Source organism: Aeromonas jandaei (genome assembly GCF_037890695.1).
Classification (GTDB): Bacteria; Pseudomonadota; Gammaproteobacteria; order Enterobacterales; family Aeromonadaceae; genus Aeromonas; species Aeromonas jandaei.
Map to the genome: position 1 here is coordinate 2,600,605 of NZ_CP149571.1, position 25,344 is coordinate 2,625,948.

The 25,344-nt window shown below is 60.3% G+C and carries 19 protein-coding genes, 1 other RNA gene and 1 pseudogene; 12 read left to right on the top strand and 9 right to left on the bottom strand.

Annotation, left to right across the window (positions count from 1 at the left end):
* Window positions 1-125: 125 nt before the first annotated feature.
* The 4 genes and pseudogenes from WE862_RS12405 to WE862_RS12420 all read right to left on the bottom strand — a co-directional run bounded on the left by WE862_RS12405 (window position 126) and on the right by WE862_RS12420 (window position 3,694).
* Window positions 126-948: pseudogene (locus WE862_RS12405) on the bottom strand (cobalamin-binding protein).
* Window positions 941-1,903, bottom strand: coding sequence for a cobalamin biosynthesis protein CobD/CbiB (locus WE862_RS12410; protein ID WP_042030007.1), 963 nt, complete (start codon window positions 1,901-1,903; stop codon window positions 941-943). The pseudogene WE862_RS12405 and the gene WE862_RS12410 overlap by 8 nt, the downstream one beginning before the upstream one ends.
* Window positions 1,900-2,592, bottom strand: a complete 693-nt coding sequence (gene mtnN / locus WE862_RS12415) for a 5'-methylthioadenosine/S-adenosylhomocysteine nucleosidase (protein ID WP_033116034.1) — start codon at window positions 2,590-2,592, stop codon at window positions 1,900-1,902. The genes WE862_RS12410 and mtnN overlap by 4 nt, the downstream gene beginning before the upstream one ends.
* 169 nt (window positions 2,593-2,761) lie before the next feature.
* Complete coding sequence (locus WE862_RS12420) at window positions 2,762-3,694, bottom strand: ZIP family metal transporter (protein ID WP_019446013.1); 933 nt, start codon at window positions 3,692-3,694, stop codon at window positions 2,762-2,764.
* A 387-nt stretch (window positions 3,695-4,081) separates the two neighbouring features.
* Here WE862_RS12420 and WE862_RS12425 point away from each other — a divergent pair, with 387 nt between their 5' ends.
* Entirely contained in the window at window positions 4,082-5,713 is a 1,632-nt protein-coding gene (locus tag WE862_RS12425) for a methyl-accepting chemotaxis protein (RefSeq protein WP_033116033.1), read from the top strand.
* 405 nt (window positions 5,714-6,118) lie between these two features.
* On the opposite strand, the gene suhB is transcribed toward WE862_RS12425, so the two are convergent.
* Window positions 6,119-6,922, bottom strand: coding sequence for an inositol-1-monophosphatase (gene suhB, locus WE862_RS12430; RefSeq protein WP_021230872.1), 804 nt, complete (start codon window positions 6,920-6,922; stop codon window positions 6,119-6,121).
* 199 nt (window positions 6,923-7,121) lie between these two features.
* Here suhB and WE862_RS12435 point away from each other — a divergent pair, with 199 nt between their 5' ends.
* The 3 genes from WE862_RS12435 to emrD all read left to right on the top strand — a co-directional run bounded on the left by WE862_RS12435 (window position 7,122) and on the right by emrD (window position 9,846).
* The gene (locus WE862_RS12435; protein WP_042030005.1) at window positions 7,122-7,577 is read left to right on the top strand and encodes a hypothetical protein; all 456 of its coding nucleotides are present in this window, start codon (window positions 7,122-7,124) and stop codon (window positions 7,575-7,577) included.
* A 148-nt stretch (window positions 7,578-7,725) separates the two neighbouring features.
* Window positions 7,726-8,388 (top strand): glutathione S-transferase family protein, encoded by a 663-nt coding sequence (locus WE862_RS12440; RefSeq protein ID WP_042030003.1) that lies wholly within the window; start codon window positions 7,726-7,728, stop codon window positions 8,386-8,388.
* Between the two features lie 261 nt (window positions 8,389-8,649).
* A complete protein-coding gene (gene emrD / locus WE862_RS12445) occupies window positions 8,650-9,846 on the top strand; it encodes a multidrug efflux MFS transporter EmrD (protein ID WP_042030002.1) in 1,197 nt (398 codons plus the stop codon).
* Window positions 9,847-9,930: 84 nt separating this feature from the next.
* Here emrD and WE862_RS12450 read toward each other — a convergent pair whose 3' ends face one another.
* Window positions 9,931-10,839, bottom strand: a complete 909-nt coding sequence (locus WE862_RS12450; RefSeq protein WP_042030000.1) for a LysR family transcriptional regulator — start codon at window positions 10,837-10,839, stop codon at window positions 9,931-9,933.
* A gap of 161 nt (window positions 10,840-11,000) precedes the next feature.
* Between WE862_RS12450 and fdhD the strand changes: the two genes are divergently transcribed.
* Entirely contained in the window at window positions 11,001-11,798 is a 798-nt protein-coding gene (fdhD, locus tag WE862_RS12455; RefSeq protein WP_042029999.1) for a formate dehydrogenase accessory sulfurtransferase FdhD, read from the top strand.
* Entirely contained in the window at window positions 11,785-14,076 is a 2,292-nt protein-coding gene (locus WE862_RS12460; RefSeq protein WP_042029998.1) for an FdhF/YdeP family oxidoreductase, read from the top strand. Before fdhD ends, WE862_RS12460 begins: the two co-directional genes overlap by 14 nt.
* A gap of 162 nt (window positions 14,077-14,238) precedes the next feature.
* On the opposite strand, the gene ssrS is transcribed toward WE862_RS12460, so the two are convergent.
* Together ssrS and zapA are read right to left on the bottom strand one after the other, a co-directional pair.
* Window positions 14,239-14,421, bottom strand: a non-coding RNA gene (gene ssrS / locus WE862_RS12465) — 6S RNA.
* Window positions 14,422-14,437: 16 nt separating this feature from the next.
* On the bottom strand, window positions 14,438-14,770 hold the full coding sequence (gene zapA, locus WE862_RS12470) for a cell division protein ZapA (RefSeq protein ID WP_033116026.1): 333 nt from the start codon (window positions 14,768-14,770) through the stop codon (window positions 14,438-14,440).
* Between the two features lie 173 nt (window positions 14,771-14,943).
* Here zapA and WE862_RS12475 point away from each other — a divergent pair, with 173 nt between their 5' ends.
* The 6 genes from WE862_RS12475 to gcvP all read left to right on the top strand — a co-directional run bounded on the left by WE862_RS12475 (window position 14,944) and on the right by gcvP (window position 23,448).
* Window positions 14,944-15,513, top strand: a complete 570-nt coding sequence (locus tag WE862_RS12475; RefSeq protein ID WP_033116025.1) for a UPF0149 family protein — start codon at window positions 14,944-14,946, stop codon at window positions 15,511-15,513.
* A gap of 177 nt (window positions 15,514-15,690) precedes the next feature.
* Complete coding sequence (gene ubiH, locus WE862_RS12480; RefSeq protein ID WP_042029997.1) at window positions 15,691-16,941, top strand: 2-octaprenyl-6-methoxyphenyl hydroxylase; 1,251 nt, start codon at window positions 15,691-15,693, stop codon at window positions 16,939-16,941.
* 107 nt (window positions 16,942-17,048) lie between these two features.
* Entirely contained in the window at window positions 17,049-18,317 is a 1,269-nt protein-coding gene (locus WE862_RS12485) for an FAD-dependent 2-octaprenylphenol hydroxylase (protein WP_042029995.1), read from the top strand.
* A gap of 417 nt (window positions 18,318-18,734) precedes the next feature.
* Window positions 18,735-19,832 (top strand): glycine cleavage system aminomethyltransferase GcvT, encoded by a 1,098-nt coding sequence (gene gcvT / locus WE862_RS12490; protein WP_042029993.1) that lies wholly within the window; start codon window positions 18,735-18,737, stop codon window positions 19,830-19,832.
* Window positions 19,833-19,921: 89 nt separating this feature from the next.
* Window positions 19,922-20,311 carry a glycine cleavage system protein GcvH gene (gcvH, locus tag WE862_RS12495; protein ID WP_033116021.1) on the top strand — a complete coding sequence of 130 codons (390 nt, stop codon included), beginning with the start codon at window positions 19,922-19,924 and terminating at the stop codon, window positions 20,309-20,311.
* Window positions 20,312-20,571: 260 nt separating this feature from the next.
* Window positions 20,572-23,448 carry an aminomethyl-transferring glycine dehydrogenase gene (gcvP, locus tag WE862_RS12500; RefSeq protein ID WP_042029991.1) on the top strand — a complete coding sequence of 959 codons (2,877 nt, stop codon included), beginning with the start codon at window positions 20,572-20,574 and terminating at the stop codon, window positions 23,446-23,448.
* Between the two features lie 77 nt (window positions 23,449-23,525).
* Here gcvP and WE862_RS12505 read toward each other — a convergent pair whose 3' ends face one another.
* Window positions 23,526-25,079, bottom strand: coding sequence for a methyl-accepting chemotaxis protein (locus tag WE862_RS12505; RefSeq protein ID WP_042029990.1), 1,554 nt, complete (start codon window positions 25,077-25,079; stop codon window positions 23,526-23,528).
* Window positions 25,080-25,344 lie beyond the last annotated feature (265 nt).

Consider the following 25,344-nt stretch of genomic DNA (forward strand, 5'->3'; position numbering starts at 1 on the left):
AAACAGTAGATGAATCATATGCTAGCAAATAAAGTACCAGCTTTTTCTGTAAAGAGTGTGATCAATTCATAAAAACGGTTTTAAAGCCAAGGGCATCACTTAGGTTTTGGTCTCTTTGGCTTTTGTTACTTTCTGATTGCCCTGCATATATCTTCCACCGCATTGAGGGCTCTTGGGGTGAATCGGTGCAGCTCATCGGAGTTGACCAGCATCAGTCGGTGATGTTTCACCGCATCAAGGTTTGGCCACTGCTGCCAGTGACGCAGGGCGTCAGGATCTTGACTCCCGGCCAGGATCAGAGCTGGGTTGGCCCTGATGACCTGTTCAATATTCACCTGAGGGTAGGGTGTTCTGGCATTGCTCATGACGTTGACTCCGCCACAGAGCTCGATGGCCTGAGCGGGCCAGGCGTTGCCGCTCACGCTGGTGAGCGGCGGGTGCCCAGAGCTGGTAGAACACCTTGACGCCGGTTGGTTGGCCATAGCGCTGTTGCAGGGAATGCAGGCGTGCCAGATAGCGATCGGCGGCTTCGTTGGCGCTCTTTTCCACCCCCAGTAATTTGCCCAGCGCCCGCATCTCGCTGGCCAGCGAGGCAAAATCGGTAGGCTCCGAGTAGAAGATCGGGATCCCGAGCTGTTCCAACGGGGCCAGCATCCGTGATTGAGCCGAGCGCCAGCCGAGAATGAGATCCGGCTTTTGCGCCAGCACAGCCTCGACATTGATGCTGCGATAATTCGCCACCTTTGGCTTGGTTTTGACCTCGGGGGGATAGTCTGAGGCATCATCGATGGCCACCAGTTTGTCGCCGGCGCCAATCTCGTAGAGCAATTCGGTCAGGTGAGGAACAACACTCACCACCCGGGTCGGCGTAGCGGCCTGCAGGACACCGGGCAACCAGGCAAGCAGCACGCAGGGCAGCCAGATAGGCAAGCGCAACACTCTACCCATGAAATAACCCCGCTACCGTGACAACCAGCGCCAGTAGCAACCAGCCCCAGCCGCACCCTTGCAGAATGTTGAGTACCTTGCGCGGTGTCTCGCTATCTGGCTCAGCACCAGTGCCGATGACGGGCCAGCGCTGGAGAGCCCCCTGATAGTAACGAGGGCCACCAAGGCGGATCTGGCACTTGTCTACCAGCAGAGTGAGCAGCATCCCCATGGCGGGATAGGGCCAGAGCGCGCCACTTCGCAGCAGCTGTGCGGCCTGTTTGAGACGGCTTGCCAGCAGTGGCAGCCCCAGCAGCAAAATGACGGAGGCATAGAGCCCCTGATAGAGGGCGCTGGCGGCGCGACCAAAGTGGTCGAAGGCGGGATCTTTGCGACTCCAGCTTTGATTCATCAGCTGCACCAGCCGCCAGAGCAGGGCGCCCTGTACGCCAGCTAGGGCAAATCCCAGCAGCGGGCCAGCCCATTGGCCGACCAGACGCAGGGCGCAGCTTTCCGTCACCGCTTTGGCGAGCCCCATGGCCGAGAGTTTGCCGGTTTCCCGTTTGAGCCAGGGGGCTGCCTGCAATCTCGCCAGCGGCAGGGTCTCCTGGGTGGCGAGCGAGCGGGTGGCATGGGCGAGTTCGCGCAGCGGACGGGATTCGAGCATCAGCAGCAGGAACAGCAGGTCGAAGATCGGCTCGCTCAGGGCCAGATTGCGCAGCGACCAGAGCCCGGCGGCGCAGGGGAGCCAGACTACCAGCATTGCCAGCAGGCCGGCCTGCATTTGCTGGCCGGGCGAACCATCAGGTCTGTGTACCTTGTGCCCCAGCCGGGTCAGCAGGGGCGTGACGGCCGAAAGACGCAGATGGGATGGCCACGGGATCACCGCCTCCAGCAGGGCAGCACCTACCAGAATGGCCGCCGTCGTCGAAAGGAGGGCGCCGGCCATCAAATCAAGCGAACCGGTCTCGATCACAGCTTGCCGAGCATCTTGATGATCACTTCGGCGGAGTGCTTGCCGGCCACTTCGATGAAGGCATCGAAGGATTCAACCTGTTCCTTGCCGGCGATATCGGACATCGCGCGTACCACCAGATAGGGCACTTTGAACATGTGGCACACTTGACCGATGGCGGCACCTTCCATCTCGACCGCCAGCATCTGCGGGAAGTCGGTGCGAGCCTTGGAGATGGCGTCCGGTTTGCACATGAACTGATCGCCGGTACAGATAAGGCCGACCTTGGTCTGGTGCTTGCCCTGCTCGGCGATGCAATCCTGAGCGACCGCGATGAGTTTCTCGTCGCAGGGGAAGGCGGCGGGTTGCTGCGCCATCTGGCCCATCTCGTAACCAAAGGCGGTCACGTCGACATCGTGGAAACGCATCTCGCTGGCGATCACCACATCACCGATATGCAGATCCTGGGCAAAGCCACCCGCAGAGCCGGTATTGATGACGCAGTCGGGGGCGAATTTTTCCAGCAGCAGGCTGGTGGCCACGCTGGCGGCGACCTTACCGATACCGGAGCGGGTCAGGATCACCTCTTTGCCTGCCAGCATCCCTTGATAGAACTCGCAGCCGCCCAGTTGCAGGGTGGTGGGGTTGCTCATCTGGCTGCGCAGCAGGGCTACTTCTTGCTCCATGGCGCCGATAATACCTACTTTCATTGCTGACCTCGTCTTGATAGCCGTGTGGCTGAATTTAAGTTGCTGTAGATCATAACAAAAGATGGCGTCGGCGCCGAGAGGCGCAAGCGCAAGGAGAGATGAAACGCGGCGCTCCATATGGGAGCGCCGCGGGTGACAAAAAGCATTGATGAGAGAGGAGAGAGAGCCTTTAGCCGAGCGCGGTGTCGAGGGTCATCATCAGGGCAAAGCCCGCCATCAGGCCGAGAGTGGCATAGGTCTGGTGACCGTTGCGGTGGGTCTCCGGGATCACCTCGTGCGAGACCACAAACAGCATGGCGCCGGCGGCGAGCCCAAGTCCGATGGGGTAGGCGATGGCAAGGCCGCTGGAGAGCCCCACCCCGAGCAGGGCGCCAACCGGTTCGAGCAGGCCGCTGGCGATGGCAACCAGCACGGCGACAGAGGGGCGAAAACCGGCGGCGCACATGGCCAGCGCCACCGCTAATCCTTCCGGAATATCCTGTAGTGCGATGGCGGTGGTAAGCGGCAGCCCCACCGACATATCACCCTGGGAGAAGCTCACCCCAATGGCCATCCCCTCCGGCAGGTTGTGCAGGGCGATGGCAAAGACGAACAGCCAGACCCGGGAGCAGCTCTCGTGGCCGGGGCCGCAGGGGCCGGTTTTGTCATGCTCGTGGGGGGTGAACTGATCCAGTCCCAGCATCAACAGCACCCCGAGGGTCATGCCGACCACCACCACAGCGGCGGCGCTAAAGCCGTTGCCGGTGATCCCCTCGGCGGCCTCCAGCCCCGGCAGCAGCAGGGAGAAGGCACTGGCTGCCAGCATCATGCCGGCGGCAAAGCCCAGCATGGTGTCCTCTACCTTTTGCGGTACCGAGCGCAGAAACAGGGCGGGCAGGGCGCCGATGGCGGTGGCTGCAAACCCGGCGGCACCACCGATGAGGCCATAGCGCACGCCGCTGGTCACCTCGCCGGTAGCGAGCATGATGAGACTCTGCAACAGCAGCAACAAGACGGCAGCCAGCGCGATAAAGAGACCGAGGGCGGTAAGTGGCCGCGCCTGCAGTTGTTCACGCAGCTGGGCAGACCAGGTTGAAGCGGGCAGATACGAGCTGTTATCCATAAACAGGGCCTCTTGTTACAGCAAATGGTTACAACGAAGGGTGATGGCGCTCCGCCATCGGATTATGTTGGTCATTACAACGAGTTGATGGCCCCTTGTCCATGCCACGGCCTCGATTGCATTTATCGGTTAACTATTTGAAATGATTTGGTCGCTATAAATATTTTGTGATGAATGTCGGGTTGTGAAGGAAATCAGCTTGCATTCATTTAGTGAAATCTGGTGAAGGATTAGGCGATGTTGTGATAGAGTGCGCGCCTCGCGAAATCGTCCTTCCCCCGCTTTCGCAACCTTCCATCTCCCGTCAGGAATGGCCGGGATCAGCTCATACGGATGTGATCGCTACTGTTTACCTGCTTGTCAGCAGTTGAGGATCAACAGCCAATCATGTTTTACAAGAATCTCTCCATCGGCAAAAAGATTGCCGTGGTTTTTGCGGTCATTGCCGCAGTCAACGTTGTCTTCGGTGTTTTTCTCTCCAGCGAATTGCGCGGCGTGCGCGATCGGGTGCTGAATTTTACCGACTCCACTTTGCCGAGCGTGCTCTCGGTCGAAACCCTGCTCTACGACGTCTCTTATGTACGTCGGGCCCAGTTTGCCCTGCTGATGGTGGATGATGCCGCCGACCTGCAGGCCCGTCGTGGCCGCATTCAGGAGAATATTCGCAAGGTTGACGAGGCATTTCGTGCCTACGAGGCGACTGTGGGGGCCGACAACGAGCGCCAGGTGTTTAACCAAGCCAAACAACAGTGGCTCACTTATCAACGTTCGGTAAACGAGTTTGATATGCTGCTGGTGCAGGGCCAGCATGATCAGGCCAAAACCCAGCTGTTTGCCTCCAACCCGCTCTTCGGGGCGCTGGAGCAGGCGGTCAACTCGCTGATCCAGGTGAACCTCGGTTTCGTCAAAGAGAACCGTGGCAGCCTGCTTGGCAGCGTGAGCATGGTGACCACCTTCGCCATGGTGAGCATCGGTGCCTTGCTGGTGTTCATGGTGGTGATGACCTGGTTCCTGACTCGCCAGATCTGCCTGCCGCTGCAAGCCGTGGTGGCTCAGGCCAACGCCATTGCCGCCGGCGATCTGACCCATCAGCTGGAGCGTCAGCATATCGGCCGCGACGAGCTGGGCATGCTTGCCAAAGCCTCTCTCAAGATGCAGGACAACCTGCGCGGTCTGATCGAAGAGGTGGTGGCTGCGGTCACCCAGCTTGGCACTGCCATCGAGGAGGTGAGCGCCGTCTCCGAGCAGTCTGCCAAGGGCATTCAGAGCCAGCAGCAGGAGATCTCGCTGGTGGCGACCGCCATGACCCAGATGAAGGCCACCGTGGCCGATGTGGCTGGCAATACCGAAACTGCCTCCAGCTCTGCCAGCTCTGCCAATGCGCTGGCCCGCAGCGGCAATCAGGATGTGCAGCGCTCGCTGGTGGCCATCACCCGGGTTGCCGAGGAGATCGAGCAGGCCGGTACGCTGGTGACCGAGCTGGAGCGTGAATCCGCCCAGATCAACGTCGTTGTGGATGTGATCCGCGGCATCGCCGAGCAGACCAATCTGCTGGCCCTCAATGCTGCCATCGAAGCTGCCCGTGCCGGCGAGCAAGGCCGTGGCTTTGCCGTGGTGGCCGACGAGGTGCGCACCCTGGCGGGTCGTACCCAGGCCTCGACCGGCGAGATTGTGGCCATCATCGAAACCCTGCAGGCGCGCGCCAATCAGGCCAAAGAGGTGACTGGCCAGAGCTGCGAGATGATCCGCCAGTGTGTGGATCAGAGCGAGCAGACCAGCAACGGCATCCAGCAGATTGAAGAGGCGGTCGCCCAGATTGCCGACATGGCGATCCAGATCGCCAGCGCCTGCGGCGAGCAGGATGCGGTCTCCGACGAGCTGGGCCGCAACGTCGAGCGGATCAACGAGTCCGCCAACGAGGTGGCTCTGGGCGCCGATCATACTGCCCGTGCCTGTCTGGAGCTGAGCCAGCTGGCGGTGGGTCTGAAGCAGACCATCGGTCGCTTCCGCCTCGCCTGATAAAGGGGCTGGTGTACGCCAGCCTCTTCATTCATAAAAGTCGGGGCGCTTTGCATGCCCTCACGACACCCGGCCATGTGCCGGGTGTTTTTTTATCTGGCTATTGGTACGAGGCCTGATGGTTGGGGTTCTTCGCAAGAGGATGAAGGTCAGGGCAAACAGGGGGGGCAGATGATTATCCCGGCCTGTGTGCGGTGATATTCAAGAAGGTTGGTTAAGGCGTATGTGCTAACGAGAGAAGGGCGACGAACTGTTTTGGGGAGGGGGAGCGGGGCGAGCTGTTGGGGCGTGCGCTACGGGGAAGAAAAGCATCAGCAGTTGGTTGGAATGCTCTGACAGGGGATATCGCAGCAATAAAAAAACCGGCTTGCGCCGGTTTTTTTATCTGTCTGCTCGAAGGCTGGCTTATTTGGCCAGAGACTCCGGCAGCTCTTCGCGGATTTTGCCCAGCATCTCTTTCAGGACGCGCGGGTTGGCAACCACGATGTTGCCGGAGTTTTCGTAGTTGTGGCCACCAACGAAGTCGGTGACGATGGCGCCAGCTTCTTTTGCCAGCAGCTCACCGGCAGCGGTGTCCCAGGGTTTCAGGCCGATTTCCCAGAAACCGTCGACACGACCGGCAGCCACGTAGGCCAGATCCAGTGCGGCAGAGCCGGAGCGACGGATGTCGGCACATTCGATGAACATGCTCTGGAACATCTTCAGGTAAGGCTCGATGTGATGCTTCTGCTTGAACGGGAAACCGGTCGCCAGCACGGTGCCAGCCAGCTCTTTGGCCTTGCCGACACGAATGCGGTAGCCGTTCAGCTGGGCGCCACTACCACGGGTAGCAGTAAACAGCTCGTCACGGATCGGATCGTAAACAACGGCTTGTTCAGTCTTGCCCTTGACGCGCAGGGCGATGGAGACGGCAAAGTGCGGAATGCCTTTGACCAGGTTGGTCGTGCCATCCAGTGGGTCAATGATCCATTGGTAGTCCGGATTGGTACCGGCAATCTCACCAGACTCTTCAGCGACGATGCTGTGTTCCGGGTAAGATTTTTTGATGGTGTGAATGATGGCCGCTTCAGCTTCACGGTCAACGTTGGTCACGAAGTCATTGCTGCCTTTTTGGATAGCCTCAATGTTCTCGGGCTGGGAGAAGGCTTTTACTACAACTTGACCGGCGTTGCGCGCAGCGCGCACGGCGATATTCAGCATCGGATGCATAGGTTCACCACTGGATGTTAAAGAACGGGGGATAAAAGGACGCGGTATGATACCAGTATTTTGTGCGATGGCAACTGTTATCCCCCTACGACCAATTGATTGCGACTGCCAGATCTGACGGCTCCAATATAGCCCTAATCTGCGCTAGTCTTATGGCAGCAGCCGGATACTGGCTGCCATGAGCATAGGGATATGAGCCATGAATTTGTCATTAGTGAGTCAAAACGTGTCAGGCGCCAGTGAAGGTCTGCTGGCCATTTTGCGGTCATCACCTGAGTATGGTGACCATTTTGCCCACATCAGCGTGACGCCACTGACCGAGTGGCAACCGGCCAAGGCCGAAGCGGCGATCCTGCTGATCGATGGCGATACCCCCTGGCAGGATGCCGGGTTTATCCGTGGCGAAGATGATGCCATCGGATTGCCGGTACTGCCGCTGTTGATCCGCAAGGGGGACAAGGATCTCACCATCTGCGGCCCCGATGTGCGTGACCCCCGTTTCTACTTTGTCTCCAACGGCATCGTGCTGGAGGAGTCAGAACTGGCAGACCCCTCGTGTAGCCGGGTGCTGCTGCGCAAGCTGGAATCCTACTTCCCGCTGCTCTCTCGTCTTATCCTGCTGCGTCAGCGCAAGTCGGCCGTCGTCTTGAACTGATTTCCCCGGCAAGTTATGCAAGCGGCGCGCTATCTGTCATCACTGACAGATAGCGCGCCGCACTCTTTATGGTAAAACCATGTTTGGTGAAAGAGGGGGCATCAGGATGCTCACTCTTGAGTGTGATTACATCAGCAAGGAGTGAAGGATGATCGACTTTTATACCGCCGCAACACCCAATGGCTTCAAGGTGGCCATTGCACTGGAAGAGCTGGGATTGCCTTATCGGGTCATTCCTCTCGATCTCTCGGCACTGGATCAGAAGAAGCCCGAGTTTCTCGCCATCAACCCCAACGGTCGCATTCCAGCCATCGTCGATCGGGATAACGGCGATTTTGCCGTATTCGAGTCGGGGGCCATCCTTATCTATCTGGCGGAGAAAACGGGCAAATTGTTGCCGGCGGATCCCAAACGCCGCTCTCAGGCCATTCAGTGGTTGATGTTCCAGATGGGCGGGGTAGGGCCGATGATGGGGCAGGCCAACGTCTTCTATCGCTACTTCCCCGAGAAGATCCCCGCCGCCATCGAACGCTATCAGAAAGAGGGGCGTCGCCTGTTCGAGGTGCTCGACAACCATCTGGCCCATCACGAATATCTGGCGGACGAGTACAGCATCGCCGATATCGCCACCTGGCCCTGGGTGCGGATTTATGACTGGAGCGGCATCTCCATCGAGGGGTTACCCCATCTGCAAGCCTGGATGGATCGGATGGCCGAGAAGCCTGCCTGCCAGAAGGGGATCACCATACCGCCGCGCAAAGAGCAGCCGGATGAGCTTATCAAGCAGGCACAACAGATGGTAACACGTTGATTTTGAACTGCTGACGGGGCGTATCGCCCCGTAATATTAGAAAAACTAAGGCAAGCCGATTATAAAGATTCGTTCGTTTTCTGTGAGCTGAATCACTATGATGCCCCCATACCACCAAGCGTCCTGTGCGGTGGTCTGGCGGGCTCCCCGCCTACTGTTTCCAACACTGTTTTTGATTGCATCACAGCCTCTGTGATCAGATTCCTCTGGGCCATTTTGTGCCAGAGGGCGGCAGCATTTTTTCGATTTTTTGGGACTGATATGGATCGGCACAGTTTTTATCCGTTGTTTTTACTGACCATTCTGATGGTCGCTGTGGGCCAGATGACCCAGACCCTCTATGTCCCCTCCATTCCCATGATGGCGGGGGACTTCAATGTGGCCTCGGGCCAGTTGCAGGCGGTGATGGCCTGTTACCTGATCCCCTATGGCCTCTCCCAGTTTGTCTACGGGCCGCTGTCGGATCGCATCGGTCGTCGTCCGGTGCTGATCGTCGGCATGATGGTGTTTCTGGTGGGCACCCTGATCATTCAGGTCATCCCCCATTTCGCCGCCCTGCTGGTGGGCAGCTTTGTTCAGGGGCTGGGCACCGGTGCCGGTGGCGCCATGAGCCGTACCGTGATGCGCGATCGCTACAATGGCGCCGAGCTCAACCGCGCCAACAGTCTGGTGAGCATGGGGGTGATCTTCTCCCCGCTGCTGGCACCGGTGCTGGGCGGCTGGCTGACCGAGCTGTTCAACTGGCGTGCCGGTTACTGGTTCCTGTTCGGTTTTGGTGCCGTAGCCACCCTGGCGATCATGGCCTGGTTTGGTGAGACGCTGCCTGCTGCTGCCCGTCAACCGCTGCGCGTCGGTGCTGCCTATCGCCATGTGCTGGGCAACCCCAAGTTTCAGGGCAACCTGCTCTGCCTGATGGCGACCTTTGCGGGACTCGCGGTATTTGAAGCGGCGGCCGGTGTGCTGCTGGGCGATGTGCTGAAACTGAGCGCCCGTACCGTGAGCGTGTTGTTCGTGCTGCCGCTGCCCGGCTATCTGTTCGGTGCCTGGCTCTCTGCCAAGCTGAGCTTCCGTTTGACTCAGGGCAAACTGATGCGTCTTGGCATCGCCTTTCTGGCGCTCGGCTCCCTCATCATTCTGGTACCGGGGCTGTTCGGGGTGGTGAGTGCCGCCTCGCTGGTCGGTGGTGCGGCCGTCTACTTCATCGGTAGCGGTATTCTCTACCCGACCGCCACTTCCTGTGCCATCGAGCCCTTCCCGGGGCAGGCCGGCACCGCGGGTGCCATTCTCGGCGGGATGCAGAATCTGGGAGCCGGTGTGGTGACCCTGCTGGCGGCCGGTTTCCCGATGACCGGGCAGGTGACTCTGGGGGCCATCATGACCCTGATGGTGCTGATCGTGGCGCTGAGTTTTGTCTGGCTGCGCCACCACGGCTCGCCGCACGAGCAGATGGCGATTTGATGCTCGCGCTTGCTCTCTGAAAGCCCGCCTTCTGGCGGGCTTTTTCTTTGTCAGAACCGAATGCGCTCTACTGCTCGGCCTGCGTCAAGGCACGTTTGCCGGTTCACCTTCAGCCACCAGTTCAAGAAAGGCACGCATGGCGGGGGTGATGCTCTGCTGGCGGGTCAGAAAGGCGGTATGGCCGATATTCTCCAGCGGAGCGAGTGGCAAGCAGACAAGATCCGAGAGCTTGCTGGCAGAGCGGGCGAGGCCGGCGCTGACGATGGCCCAGCCCAGCCGGTGGCGTACGGCGCTGACCAGATGGAACAGCGAGTCGGTCTCCAGTACCACGTTGAGCGAGGTTCCCCCCTGCTCGGCGGCGCGATCCAGATACTGACGAAATTGCATGGTGCGGCTGGGCAGCACCAACGGCTGTTGCTGCAGTTCAGCAAGCGCAATGTCGCCGCTGTGCGGGTACAGATCCGCTTCGTCACGGTTCATCAGCACCGCCATCTGGTTGGCGCCTTGCGGGTAGACATGAAAGGCGCGCCGGCCAACTCCGCCGGCGGGCTCATCAAATCCCAGTCCGATATCGCACTGATGCAGCTCCAGTTGTGAGAGCAGGGCTTCGTTGCTGAGCACCGACAGGCGAATGACGATGTCGGGATAGCGCTGCTTGCAGCGGGCGATAAACGGCATGATGTCGAGATTGGACTGGGGCACGATGCCGATGCGCAGGGTGCCGGAGAGTTCGCCCTGGAACAGCGCCAGCTCCTGCTTGAGCGCCTCCTGTTCCAGCAACATCCGTTCGGCATACTGGCGCACCAGCTCACCCGCCTCGGTCAGGGCGACAAACTGGCTGGTGCGTACCACCAGATCGGTGCCGACACTCTTTTCCAGCGCGGTAATGCTGGCCGAGAGGGTGGGTTGGGTGATGTGGCAGGCTTTGGCCGCTTTGGCAAAATGCCGATGTTTGGCCAGCTCGTGAAAGTAGTGAAGTTGCTTGATGTTCATCTGGTTGTAGTGGAGGCAGTGGAACCGGCTATTGAAGAATTAATCAATTGAAAAAACATATTCGATAGAGCAACTCTATCAGGATATAGATTTATTTCATTGGTTTTGCGTCAGTCGCCTCTCTAAACTTGAATGCAGTTTGCATTTTTAGGCCAACCTGCATGCCTGCCCATTCTCCCGTCGCAACCCCCGCCAACTTGCCGTCACTGGATCATCTGGTGGAGGAGGTAGCCGTCGCCATCAACATCAATGGCATCAACCATGCGGTGATGATGGCGACCCCGGACGATCTCGACGATTTTGCCGTCGGCTTTCTGTTTGGCGAGGGGATCATCCGGCATAACCACGAAGTCCACGACATTGAGATCGCGCCAGCCGAACAGGGTATTGTGCTGGATGTGACCATCGCCAACCGCTCTCTGGCCGCTCTGACCGAGCACAAGCGCCGGCTGACCGGGGTGACCGGCTGCGGCATCTGCGGCGTAGCGGCGGTGGAGCAGGCGCTGCCCGCACTGCCGGTATTGCCACTGACGCCGCCGCTGGATGGGGCCTTGCTGGCGGGGCTGCGCCCGCAGATCGCCCAGTGGCAGCTCAAGGGACAGCAACACGGCGCCCTGCATGCGGCGCTGGCGCTGGATGCCGAGGGGCGGATCCTCCACTGCCGGGAAGATATCGGGCGCCACAATGCCCTCGACAAGCTGATCGGCCTGCTGCTGCGTCAGCAAGGTGCGTGCGACACCCTGGTGGTGACCAGCCGTTGCGGTAGCGAGCTGGTGCAAAAAGCCGTCCGCTTTGGTGCCCGTCATCTTATCTGTCTGGCATCGCCCAGCCAGCTGGCGGTCAGGCTGGCCCTCAAATACAACCTCAACGTCGTTCATATTCCCAAGTTTGATGCCCCGGTCAGCTATTCGAGCTATCGCCCGGCGGATCCCATCGGAGAGTGCCATGAGTCATATTGAAAAGCCCGCCAAAGCCGGCGGTTTTTCGTCCCTGCAATCCACCATGAAACAGGTGCTGCGCAGCCAGAAGACCCGTCAGAACATCAAGAACCTGCTGCGGGTCAACCAGACCGACGGTTTCGACTGCCCGGGGTGTGCCTGGGGTGACAACGACCACGGCACCTTCCAGTTTTGTGAGAACGGCGCCAAGGCGGTGGCATGGGAGTCTACCGGCAAGACGGTGGGGGCCGAGTTTTTCGCCGCCCACTCGGTGCGCCAGCTGGCCACCCAGAGCGACTACTGGCTTGAGTATCAGGGGCGGCTGACCGAGCCGATGCGCTACAACCCGGCGACCGATCACTATGAGCCGGTAAGCTGGGACGACTCCTTCACCCTGATCGCCGACACCCTCAAGGGGCTCAATAGCCCGGACGAGGTGGAGTTCTACACCTCGGGGCGTGCCAGCAACGAAGCTTCCTACCTCTATCAGCTGTTTGGTCGCCTGTTTGGTACCAACAACTTCCCCGACTGCTCCAACATGTGCCACGAGGCGAGCGGGGTAGCGCTGATCCAGTCGGTCGGCATCGGCAAGGGGACTGTGGTGCTGGATGACTTCGACCAGGCCGATGCGGTGTTCGTCTATGGTCAGAATCCGGGTACCAACCACCCGCGCATGATGAATGCCCTGCGTCAGGCAGCGCGCGGCGGCTGCAAGATCGTCAGCTTCAACAACTTGAAAGAGGTGGCGCTGGAGCGCTTTGCCAGCCCGCAGAGCCCGCTCGAGCTGCTGACCCCGGCGGCCACCACCATCAGCCACCAATACCTGACGCCGAAACTGGGTGGCGACATGGCCGCCATCCGCGGCATGGCCAAGTACATCCTGGAGGAGGCGCCGGAGGCGGTGGATCGCGATTTCATCGCCCGCCACACCCGCCACTTTGCCGAGTACGAGGCGCAGGTGCGTGCCACCGACTGGGCCATGATCGAGCAGCAATCCGGCCTGACCCGGGCCGACATCGTTCAGGCCGCCCGGGTATTTGCCGCCAGCCAGCGCATCATCAGCTGCTGGGCCATGGGGGTGACCCAGCATCTGCACTCGGTCGATACCATCCGTGAAATCGTCAACCTGCACCTGATGCGCGGCCAGATTGGCAAGCCGGGAGCGGGACTCTGTCCGGTTCGGGGCCACAGCAACGTGCAGGGCAACCGCACCATGGGTATCAACGAAAAGCCGACCGCTGCCTTTATCGACCGGCTCGAGCGTCACCTGCAGGTGAGCCTGCCGCGGGCCCGTGGCCACAATGTCTATGAGGCGCTCAAGGCGTTGCACGAGGGCAAGAGCAAGGTACTCATCTGCCTGGGCGGCAACCTGGCGGCAGCGGCGCCCGATACCGACTTCACCTACGGGGCGATGAAAAAGGCCGAGCTCAACGTGCAGATCAGCACCAAGCTCAACCGCAGCCATCTGCAGGTGAGCAAGGCGGCACTGATCCTGCCCTGTCTTGGCCGCACCGAGCTCGATATCCAGCGCACGGGCAACCAGAAGATCACGGTGGAGGACACCTTCAGCATGGTGCACGCCTCGACCGGCGCAGCCGAGCCGGTGTCGCCCCTCTGCCTCTCCGAGACCGACATAGTGGCGCGGATGGCTCATGCCACTGTGGGCAGCGAGCGGGTCGACTGGCTGGCTCTGCGCGATGACTATGCTCGTATTCGCGATCTTATCGAGCAGACCATCGCCGGCTTTGCCGATTTCAATACCCGCATCCAGCAGCCGTGCGGTTTTCATCTCGATAACTCCGCAGCGCTGCTGACCTGGAATACCGCCAGCGGCAGCGCTGAGTTTCGTGCCAGTACCCTGCCGCACTCTGTGTTGCCAGAGTGTACCCGCCATGCCGAGCAGATGGCGGATCAGCCGGTACTGCTGCTGCAGAGCCTGCGCTCTCACGATCAGTACAACACCACCATCTATGGCATGGATGACCGTTATCGCGGCATCAAGGGCCAGCGCAACGTGGTGTTCATGAACGAGGCGGATGCACGCCAGCTTGGCTTTGCCGAAGGGGATCGGGTCGACATGGCGACCATCTGCAATGATGGGCGCGAGCGCTGCGTGACCGGTTTTGTGGTGGTGATCTACCAGATCCCGCGTGGCAACATCGCGGCCTACTATCCGGAGACAAACCCACTGGTGCCTATCGACAGTATCGGGGCTGGGTCGTTTACCCCCACTTCCAAGTCCATTCCGGTGCTGGTGACTGCCTCCCGCCAGCCGGAGAACCTGTTGCTGGTCAAATAAACGGAATAACGCGGCAGGCTGCGCCAACACAGCCTGCACAGTGAATGCAGTGATGCCCCGGATGAACTGTTCATCCGGGGTATTTTTCTGGTGTGCGGGGCAGGGGGGGGGAAAAGCAGGAAAAGAAAAAGCCCGTCACATGAGTGACGGGCTTTTTGCAGTTGGAACCCCGGAGATGCCGTTGCCGGTTTGGGCCCTTGAACCGTCGGTTCAAGGCGGGGTTCGGATCTGACCGCAGGCTTCTCGGTCGTGCCGAGCATGCGCAATAGCCAGAAGGCAGAACCCCTGTTTGGTATGAATATCGGCTCGGGGACTTGAACCGGCTGACAAACACCCCAGGGTATTTCAAAACAGTTTGCGATTAGGGCTGCTGCCCCTCTTCGCTGGAATCGCCATATTGACCGTGTTCAATCAAGGCCGCTTCGATAGTGCGCTGCAGCATCTTGATCCGCTTGTCCATGGTCTCAGAGTATTGGTGGTTCTTCTCTTTTTCAAGACAGAGCTCATGGCAGAAATTAAGCGCCGCCATGACCGCCAATTGCTCGTTGCTGGAGACTTTGGAGCGTTGACGCAGGTCGATCAGTTTATCGGTCAGCTGGTCGGCGGCCTGGCGCAGGGCATCCTGCTGTCCCAGGGGACAGGATACCTTGTAGGGACGTCCCAAAATGACGATTTCTACGGCCTCTGTGCTCATGCCTTCCTCAATACGGCGGAGCTGATTTCCGCCTTTATCCACGTGGACAACTGGGCGGGACTATATAGCGCAGATACATAAGTTTCAAGGCCTTGCTGGCTCTGGAAGAGGGAGAATGCTAGGATCCTGACCATTAATTCTGCAAATTTGCCTGAACTTTGAGCGGATCCTCTATGAGCAAAACAAACCCCCTTAAATATGCGGCTGTGGCCGACATCATGGAGCAGCATGAGCTGATGGCCAGTGCAGTCGAGGCCCATGGTGTGATCTGCGGTCTGGTGTGTGGTGGTGTGGCACTGGATGAGAAGAGCTGGGTTCCCCATTTCAACGATTTGGTGAACGACGGTTTCGGTTTGCCGGCCCCGGTGCGCCAGGTGATGACCGATCTTTATCACAATGTAGTCGAGAGCCTGATGGCTCAAAAAGGGGTTGAACTGTTGTTGCCAAGCGATGATGCCCCCCTCGATGAGCGGATCGATGCGCTGGTGGACTGGTCCCAGGCGTTTCTGGCCGGTTTCGGTGTAGTGCAGCAGGAGCTGTCGCGTGCGTCGGAAGAGCTGCAGGAGATGATCCAGGATATCGCCAGCATCACTCAGGTCTCTGCTGAGTTCGATCAGGAAGATGACGAGAACGAAGCCTCCTTCCTGGTGCTCTACGAACACGTCAAACTGGGGGTCATGATGGCCTTCGAAGAGTTTGGCAAGCGCCCCGATACCCCGAGCGCGCCGCCGACCCTGCACTGATAGATTGTTGCAGGCAAGTCAGCCTCCTTTTGCAAGAGCGCCAACAGGCGCTCTTTTTGTCGGCCATATTCTGGCTAACCCTGTGAGCCATAACCGCTTTTTTGCCCTCAAGCGCACATCCGCCGGTCGCCTTTGTGGTAGCATGAGGCCACGTTTTTCACTTCTCCCTCTCTGCTTATGCCCCAATCTGATGTGCGACAGGTCGATGTGACGCTGGTCGGTGGTGGAATGAGTGGTGCCGTGCTGGCCCTCTCGCTGGCGGCCCTGCGCAAGCCGGACGGCTCGCCCCTCGACATCCTGCTGCTGGAGGCGAGTGCCCCCGAGGCGCAACCATCCGCAACCCCTGCTCACCCCGGTTTTGATGCGCGCGCCATTGCGCTCTCGGCCGGTACCTGCGAAGCCCTCGAGCGGCGCGGACTCTGGCCCCTGTTTGCGCCCCACTGCGCCCCCATTACCCAGATCCATGTCTCGGATCGCGGCCACAGCGGTCAGACTCGCCTCTCGGCGGCGGAGTATGGGCTGCCTGCGCTCGGTCAGGTGATCGAGTTGGCTGCGGCGGGCAGTGAGTTGCAGCGGGTGATGGCCGCCATTTCGCACATCGAGGTGATCTGTCCGGCCAAATTGCGCGAGGTCGCGCCGCGGGAGGAGGGGGTGACTCTTACCCTCGAGAGTGGTGAGCAGATTGATACCCGCCTGCTGGTGGCGGCAGACGGGGGCAACTCCTTCGTGCGCCACCAGTTAAAGCTGCCGGTGAGCCGTCACGACTATGAGCAGAGCGCCATCATCGCCACCGTTAAAACCCGGCAGGATCCGGCTGGCCGTGCATTCGAGCGCTTTACCGAGAGCGGGCCGCTGGCGCTGTTGCCGATGCAGGGCGGCCTCTCTTCGCTGGTGTGGAGCGTTAGACGGGACGAGGTGGATGAGCTGATGGCGCTCGATGATGCCGCCTTCCTTGCCCGCTTGCAGCAGGCTTTTGGCTGGCGGCTCGGTCGCTTCGAGCGATGTGGCGTGCGCAACGTCTATCCGCTGATCCTGACTGCCTGTGACTACCCGCTGGCCCAACGTACCGTGCTGGTGGGCAATGCAGCGCATGCCCTGCACCCCATTGCCGGGCAGGGTTTCAACCTCGGCATGCGGGATCTCGACCTGCTTACCGGGGCGGTGGCCAAGGCGCTGGCAGAGGGGGAGGATATCGGCAGCTTCAAGGTGCTGAGCGGTTACTGGCAGCAGCGTCAGCGCGATCAGGAGCAGACGGTCTGGCTCACCTCCTCGCTGGCTCAGCTCTTCTCCAACAGCCACGATCCGCTGGTGGCGGGCCGCAATCTGGCGCTCTCCCTGATGGGGCGCCTGCCTTGTCTCAAGGCGCCGCTCGCTGCACGAACTCTGGGATTCGTTGCCGATCTCTGTAGCAATAATCGGCGGCAATAAATCGCAAGAGTTCAACAAAGAGCCCAGCAAAGAGTTCAACAGTTGCACGAGGGGAGGCCATGCGCCTCCCTCTGCTGGCCGATGGCCAGCCATGAAAGGATGAGATGATGCAGATGCAAAGTGTCGATGTGGTGATTGTCGGTGGTGGCATGGTGGGCCTCGGGCTTGCCGCTGCCCTCAAGGAGAGCGCCCTCAAGGTGGTGGTGGTCGAGGGGCAACTACCCGACCCGCAGCTGGGGGAGGTGGCCGACAATCGGGTCAGCGCCCTGAGCCTCGCCAGCCAGCAGATCCTGCGCCATGTCGGCGCCTGGGACGGCATTGAAGCGCGCCGCCTGCAGGCCTACGACAAGATGGCGGTGTGGGAGCAGGACAGCTTTGGCCATATAGACTTTGATGCGGCCAGCCTGCGCCAGCCCTCGCTTGGTCATATCGTCGAGAACCGGGTGATCCAGCTGGCGCTGCTTGATGCTATTGCCGATGCCAGCAATATCCAGTTGCTGACCCCCGCCAGAGCCAAGAGCCTGCAGAGCGGCCCGGCGGGTGCCCTGCTGCTCCTTGAAGATGGTCAGGCCATCTCGGCCAAGCTGGTGGTGGCTGCCGATGGCGCCCACTCTTGGGTGCGCCGTCAGGCCGATATTCCGCTCACCAGCTGGGATTATGGTCACCACGCGCTGGTGGCAACGGTGCGCTGTGCCGAGCCCCACGAGGCGGTGGCACGCCAGATCTTCACCCCGGATGGCCCGCTCGCCTTTTTGCCCCTGTGGCAGGAGAACCTCTGCTCCATCGTCTGGTCGTTGCCTGCGGCACGCGCCGAAGCGCTCTGCGCCTGTGATGACGAACAGTTCAACCGTCAGCTCACCACCGCCTTCGATGCCCGCCTCGGTCTGTGCAAGGTGGAGGGGCCGCGCAGCGCGATTCCGCTCACCGCCCGCTATGCCCGCGATTTTGCCCGCGAGCGGCTGGTGCTGGTGGGGGATGCCGCCCACACCATCCACCCGCTGGCAGGGCAGGGGGTCAACCTCGGCCTGCTCGATGCGGCCGCGCTGGCCGAGCAGATCCTGCAAAACCATGCCACGGGCGAAGATATCGGTCTGCTTGCCAACCTGCGCAGCTACGAGCGTTGGCGCAAGAGCGAGGCGGCTCGCATGCTGGCGGCGATGGAGGGGCTCAAGCGGCTGTTCAGCGGTGCCAACCCGCTCAAGAAGCTGGTGCGGGGCGTGGGATTGCGCGCGGCCAACCTGCTGACTCCGTTCAAGGAGGGAGTGATCCGTGCGGCCATGGGGCTGGAGGGTGAACTGCCGGCACTGGCCCGTCTTGACGGGATTGTGGCGTCTGTTACGCCTGCACCTACCCGGCTAAAAGGTGAAAAAAACTAATATTACTGGCCGCTTTTGGCAACAAAAGTAATCCGACAAGGCTGATGCCCCATTTTGGGCATCAGCCTTTAATTTTGGTGTGTGGCGAAACGTTTTTCTGCAAATTGTGACGAAACGGTAAAAATCAAAATTTAATCTCGGCTATGGCCGCTTGAGGCTGTTTTTATCGCGCCATTTATCTTAGTGTCTTGAGTCAGTTTACGGGGAGGGGATTAGTTTTTTTTGAGCGGCACGCTCGACGGCTTGTCATATAATCCGCTCCGTTCAAGGAATCCCTCTTGCCTGGCAAGGGCAGGAGCGAGCCACACCCTGTGATCCGATAGTGTTCCCGCTGCGGCGCAGCGCTGCCGGGGTGAAGATGCGGATCGCAAGGGCTGTCGCTGAAGCGAAAAGGCTTTTTGCTAAGGAAAGAATGCGATGATCCAGACTACAGTACTGCATCCCAAACACCTGGAAGCCGGCGCCAAGATGGTGGACTTCCACGGTTGGGAGATGCCCATCAACTACGGCTCCCAGCTGGAAGAGCACCACGCGGTGCGCAGCGATGCCGGCATGTTCGATGTCTCCCACATGACCATCGTCGATTTGACCGGCGAACAGGTCAAAGCCTTTCTGCAACACCTGCTGGCCAACGACGTGGCCAAACTCACCGTCTCCGGCAAGGCCCTCTACAGCGGCATGCTCAACCCGGAAGGCGGGGTGATCGATGACCTCATCACCTATTACCTGACCGATACCTTCTACCGACTCGTAGTCAACTCTGCCACCCGCGAGAAGGACCTGGCCTGGATCCGCCATCACGCCATCGATTTCGATGTCACCGTGACCGAGCGTCCCGAGCTTGCAATGATCGCGGTGCAGGGGCCCAACGCCAAGCTCAAGGTGGCTACCGTGCTGAGTGCAGCCCAGCGCACTGCCGTGGTGGGGATGAAGCCCTTCTTCGGCGTGCAGGCTGGCGATCTCTTTATCGCCACCACCGGCTACACCGGCGAGGATGGTTATGAAATCGTGGTGCCGCAAGAGAAAGCCTGCGAGCTGTGGCAGGCACTGCTGGATAACGGCGTCGCCCCGTGTGGTCTCGGTGCCCGCGATACCCTGCGCCTCGAAGCGGGCATGAACCTCTACGGTCAGGATATGGACGAGTCAATCTCTCCGCTCGCCGCCAACATGGCCTGGACCATCGCCTGGGAGCCGACTGATCGCAACTTTATCGGCCGCGCTGCGCTGGAAGCGCAGAAAGCATCGGGCAACCAGCCCAAGCTGGTGGGGCTGGTGATGGAGGAGAAAGGGGTGCTGCGTGCCGGCATGCCGGTCACTTTCACTGCGGCAAACGGTGAGAAGCGGGAAGGTGTGATCACCTCCGGCTCCTTCTCGCCCACCCTCGGCTACAGCATCGCGCTGGCGCGGGTGCCCCGCGATATCGGCGAGCAGGCCGAGGTGGAGATCCGCAAAAAGCTGGTCACCGTGAAGGTCACCAAGCCCGCTTTCGTCCGTAACGGCCAGAAGCTGGCATAACCCTCTTACATTTGCAGGCGGGCAGGCGTCCGCCTGCCCGATTTAGCAATGAGCGTTTCAACCCGACTCAAAGATCAAAGGAAACAGAGATGAGCCATATCCCGAGCGAACTGAAATATGCCACTTCCCACGAGTGGATCCGTGTCGAAGGCAACGGTGAGGCCGTGGTCGGCATCACCGAGCACGCCCAGGAGCTGCTGGGTGACATGGTGTTTGTCGAGCTGCCGGAAGTGGGCAAGCAGGTGAGCGCCGGTGACGACTGCGCCGTGGCCGAGTCGGTCAAGGCTGCCTCCGACATCTACAGCCCGGTGAGCGGCGAGATCATTGCCGTCAACGAAGAGCTGGAAGGGAGCCCCGAGCTGGTCAACTCCGACCCCTACGGCGCAGGCTGGCTCTATCGCATCAAGCTGGATGACGCAGGTGAACTGGCCAACCTGCTGGATGCCGAAGGCTACCAGAACGTGGTAGACGAAGAGTAATGCCCTTGGGCCCTGCGAGTGCGGGGCCCATTTGTATGGCTGCAGGCCCCGGGTCTGCAGGCGGGTGAAGTGGCCCATATTCGATCCTCAGGCACGGCTTGAGGTCTGTTTACAGGGTGACCCCCGGGATGCCCGCGAGCATCCGGTGCCGCTTTGTTCTGACAACGGCATAGCGAACATGAGTGAAGCCGGCACGGCTGGCTATCAGCACTGTCTATACAGGATTTATTAGCAGGACCTATTTATCAGGAATCAGGGAAATGACCCAGTCACTGTTTGAACTCGAACAAAAACACGATTTTGTCCGCCGCCATATCGGCCCGGGCGAGGAAGAGCTGCGCCAGCTGCTGGCGACCGTCGGGGCCGAGAGTCTGGACGATCTGATTGCCCAGACCGTGCCCGCCGCCATTCGCCTGCCGGGCCCGCTCGGCATCGGTGCCGGCATGACCGAAGTGGAGGCGCTGGCCAAACTCAGGGGCTATGCCGCCCAGAACAAGATTGCCAAGAGCTATATCGGCATGGGTTATCACGATACCCATGTGCCCCACGTCATTTTGCGCAACGTGCTGGAAAACCCGGGCTGGTATACCGCCTACACCCCGTACCAGCCCGAGCTGGCACAGGGCCGTCTCGAAGCCCTGCTCAACTTCCAGCAGCTGACGCTTGATCTCACCGGCATGGATCTGGCGAGCGCCTCCCTGCTGGATGAAGCGACCGCCGCCGCCGAGGCGATGGCGCTGGCCAAGCGGATGGCCAAGTCCAAATCCAACCTCTTCTTCGTGGCCGACGACGTTCACCCGCAGGTGATCGACGTGGTCAAGGAGCGCGCGGTTCACTTCGGTTTCGACGTGGCGGTCGGCGCCGCGAGCGATGCGGTGAGCGAAGAGGTGTTCGGTGCCCTGTTCCAGTACCCCACCACCACCGGTGAGGTGAAAGATCTGCGTGCCCTGATTACAGCAGTACAGGCCCAGAAAGGGCTGGCCTGCGTCAGCGCCGATCTGCTCTCCCTGCTGCTGCTCAAATCCCCGGGCGAGCTGGGGGCCGATGTGGTGTTGGGCTCCGCCCAGCGTTTTGGCGTGCCCATGGGCTACGGTGGTCCCCATGCCGCCTTCTTCGCCACCCGCGATGCCTACAAACGTTCCATGCCGGGCCGTATCATCGGTGTCTCCAAAGATGCCCGCGGCAAGGCCGCGCTGCGCATGGCGATGCAGACCCGCGAGCAGCATATTCGCCGCGAGAAAGCCAACTCCAACATCTGTACCGCTCAGGTGCTGCTGGCCAACATGGCGAGCTTCTACGCCGTCTATCACGGCCCGGTGGGGCTGAAAACCATCGCCTCCCGCGTGCATCGCCTCACTACCATTCTGGCGCTTGGCCTCAAGGCCAAGGGGGTCGCCCTCAAGCATGCCAGCTGGTTTGATACCCTGACCGTGCTGACCACGGGCAAATCAGAGCTGATCGCCAAGGCCGAGGGGCTGGGCATCAACCTGCGCGCGGATCTCGACGGCGCGGTAGGGGTGTCCCTCTCTGAAACCACCACCCGCGCTGATGTGGCCGAGCTGTTTGAGCTCTTCCTCGGTCAAGGTCACGGGCTTGATATCGAGGCTCTCGACAAGGCGGCTCAGGCTCATCACGCTATCCCGCAGGATCTGCTGCGCACCGACGCCGTGCTGACCCACGAGGTGTTCAACAAGTACCACTCCGAAACCGAGATGCTGCGTTATATCCACCGTCTCGAAGCCAAGGATCTGGCGCTCAACTACGCCATGATCTCCTTGGGCTCCTGCACCATGAAGCTCAACGCCACCGCCGAGATGATCCCGGTGACCTGGCCCGAGTTCGGCAAACTGCACCCGTTTGCCCCGCTGGCGCAGGCCAAGGGCTACCAGCTGCTGCTGGCCGACCTCGAAAACTGGCTGGTGAAGGTGACCGGTTACGATGCGGTCTGCATGCAGCCCAACTCCGGGGCTCAGGGCGAGTACGCTGGTCTCTTGGCCATCAAGAAGTACCACGAGTCCCGCGGTGAGGGGCATCGCGACATCTGTCTCATTCCGGCTTCTGCACATGGTACCAACCCGGCCTCTGCCCAGATGGCGGGGCTCAAGGTAATCGTCACCGCCTGTGACAAGTCGGGCAACGTGGATCTCGACGATCTGCGCGCCAAGGCGGCCGAGGCGGGGGATCAACTCTCCTGTCTGATGGTGACCTACCCCTCCACCCACGGGGTGTATGAGGAGACCATCAAGGAGGTGTGCGACATCGTTCACCAGCACGGTGGTCAGGTCTATCTGGACGGCGCCAACATGAACGCGCAAGTCGGGTTGACGGCGCCGGGCTTTATCGGGGCGGACGTATCTCACCTCAACCTGCACAAGACCTTCGCCATTCCTCATGGCGGTGGCGGCCCGGGCATGGGCCCCATCGGCGTGAAGAAACATCTGGCACCGTTCGTGGCCGGTCACGCCGTAGTCAAGACCGACAAGGAGAGCCGCAACAACGGCGCCGTGTCGGCTGCACCGTTCGGTTCGGCCAGCATCCTGCCCATCAGCTGGATGTACATCGCCATGCTGGGTGACGAAGGACTGAAGAGAGCCACTCAGGTGGCCATCCTCAATGCCAACTATCTGGCCAAGAAGCTGGGTGACTCCTTCCCGGTGCTCTATTCCGGGCGCAACGGTCGGGTAGCTCACGAGTGCATTCTGGATATCCGTCCGCTCAAGGAGGCTTCCGGCATCAGCGAGATGGACGTGGCCAAGCGGCTGATGGACTACGGCTTCCACGCGCCGACCATGAGCTTCCCGGTAGCTGGCACCCTGATGGTCGAACCGACCGAGTCGGAATCCAAGCGCGAGCTGGACCGCTTCGTCGAGGCGATGACTTCCATCCGCGCCGAGATTGCCAAGGTGCAGGAGGGGCAGTGGAGTCTCACCGACAACCCGCTGGTCAATGCGCCGCACACCCAGGATGACGTGATGGATGCAGAGTGGTCCCGTGGCTACAGCCGCGCCGAGGCGGTCTTCCCGTCGGAGGCCGTGCGCGCTGCCAAACTGTGGCCGTCAGTCAACCGTATCGACGATGTGTACGGTGATCGAAACCTGTTCTGCGCCTGCATCCCGACCGAGGATTACGCCAAGTAAGGGCGTGTCCGGAGTAAACCTATAAACAACAGGGCCACCCAAACGGGTGGCCCTGTTTGCTATGGGAGGGCTGGCCGCTAGCCGAAAGTGCGACTCAAATCTTTGAGCTGGCTTGCCTTGTTCAGCAGGCTGGCGCTGGTCTCGCTCACCTTGTCGATCTTGAGGCTGTTGTCGTGGGAGAGCGAGGAGATCAGGTTGATATTGCGGCTGATCTCTTCGATGACCGCTTGCTGTTGGGTGGCCGCGGCGGAAATCTGGTTGGAAAAATCCGAGACCTTGTCGATCTCGACTACGACCTGATTCAGGTTGCCGGTACTTGCCCGGGTAGTGGCAAGACAGGCGTTGGTGCGAGTCACATTGAGGTGCATCATCTCTTTCCATCCCCCCAGCGTGTGCTGGATGTGGCCGATGCTGCTCTGGATCTGCTCGGTAGCCTTGTGGGTACGGGTAGACAGGTTGCGCACCTCATCGGCGACTACGGCAAAACCGCGCCCCTGTTCGCCCGCTCGTGCCGCTTCAATGGAAGCATTGAGGGCCAGCAGGTTGGTCTGATCCGCAATGCCGCGAATTTCAGTCATGATGCTGCCGATCCGCTCCGACTCGCTGGCCAGCTCGACGGCTGACTGGAATGCCTGCTCTGCCTGGGTTGCCAATGTCGCGATCTCCTCTCCCGCCTCGCAGAGCTGCTTGTTGGTGGTGGTGCAGTGGTGGCGAGCCTCTTCAATCTGCTGGTTGCTGTCCTGAATATTGCGATTGATCTCCTCTGCCGCTGAGGCCATCTGGGTCACGGCCGTGGCTATCTGCTGGATCTGGGTATCCTGCGAGGAGATATCCTTACTGGCCAGCGAGGCTGAACCTTGCAGATCGTTGGCCATGCTGTTGAGCGAGCCCGTTGCATCGTCAACCCGGCCGAGCACGGTACGGATCCTAGCTTGCCCGAGTTTGATATGGAAATCGGCGATGCTATGGGGGGCATCGCCCGAGAAGATTAGACGGCTGATGCTGTCGTAATCCTGCTCGAGCCGCTGCAGGTATCTTGGTGTCAGAAAGAGCGGGTGGCGGTTTAGCCAGAGCACGGCCAGCAGAGGAGCGATGACCAGCAAGGCCTGGATGGGGGGGAGTAGCCAGAGAGCCATGGCGGCGCAAACCAGCAACAACGGAATGCTGAACATGGTCGGCGTCAGCAGATTCTGGCCAAAGCGGATGGCTGAGCCGCTCTCTCTAGCTCTGAGCACCTTGTACATTTTATCGGCCCGAGCCTTGTGCTCCGGGGCGGGACGACAGCGAACCGACTGGTAACCCGAGATCTGGCCCCCCTCGTAGATAGGGGTGACATAGGCGTCAACCCAGTAGTAGCGGCCATCCTTGCAACGATTCTTGACCAGTCCGCGCCATGGTTTCCCAGCTTGCAGATGGGCCCAGAGATCGGCAAAGGCCGCCTTGGGCATATCGGGATGGCGAACCAGATTATGGTGCTGGCCGATCATCTCTTCGAGGCGGTACCCTGCCACCTGGCAAAACGCCGGGTTGGCATAGGTGATGTCCCCCTTGAGATCCGTGGTGGATACCAGCTGGGTATCATCGGTCAGTTCCACCTCGTTATCTTGGGTGTGAAGCGCTCTGCTGTCCATGTTCAGGCTCCGGTAACTGGATGGGAATGTCCCATGTGAGTATGACAGATACATTACTCTTATTATGTTGTTACATAATAGATTTGTTGTTGCCATATGGAGCTTTTTGCGTCGTATTGCACCGCGTTATCTGAATTTTGTGCACAGAGTCGCCAGCAACGAATGCCGCCGAGCATGACTGCCTGACCCCGATGGTATGGGGCGTGGAATGGTGAAGAGTTGATACTGCCGTAGAGTTGCCAGCACTTCTCTTGCCGCGCAGCTC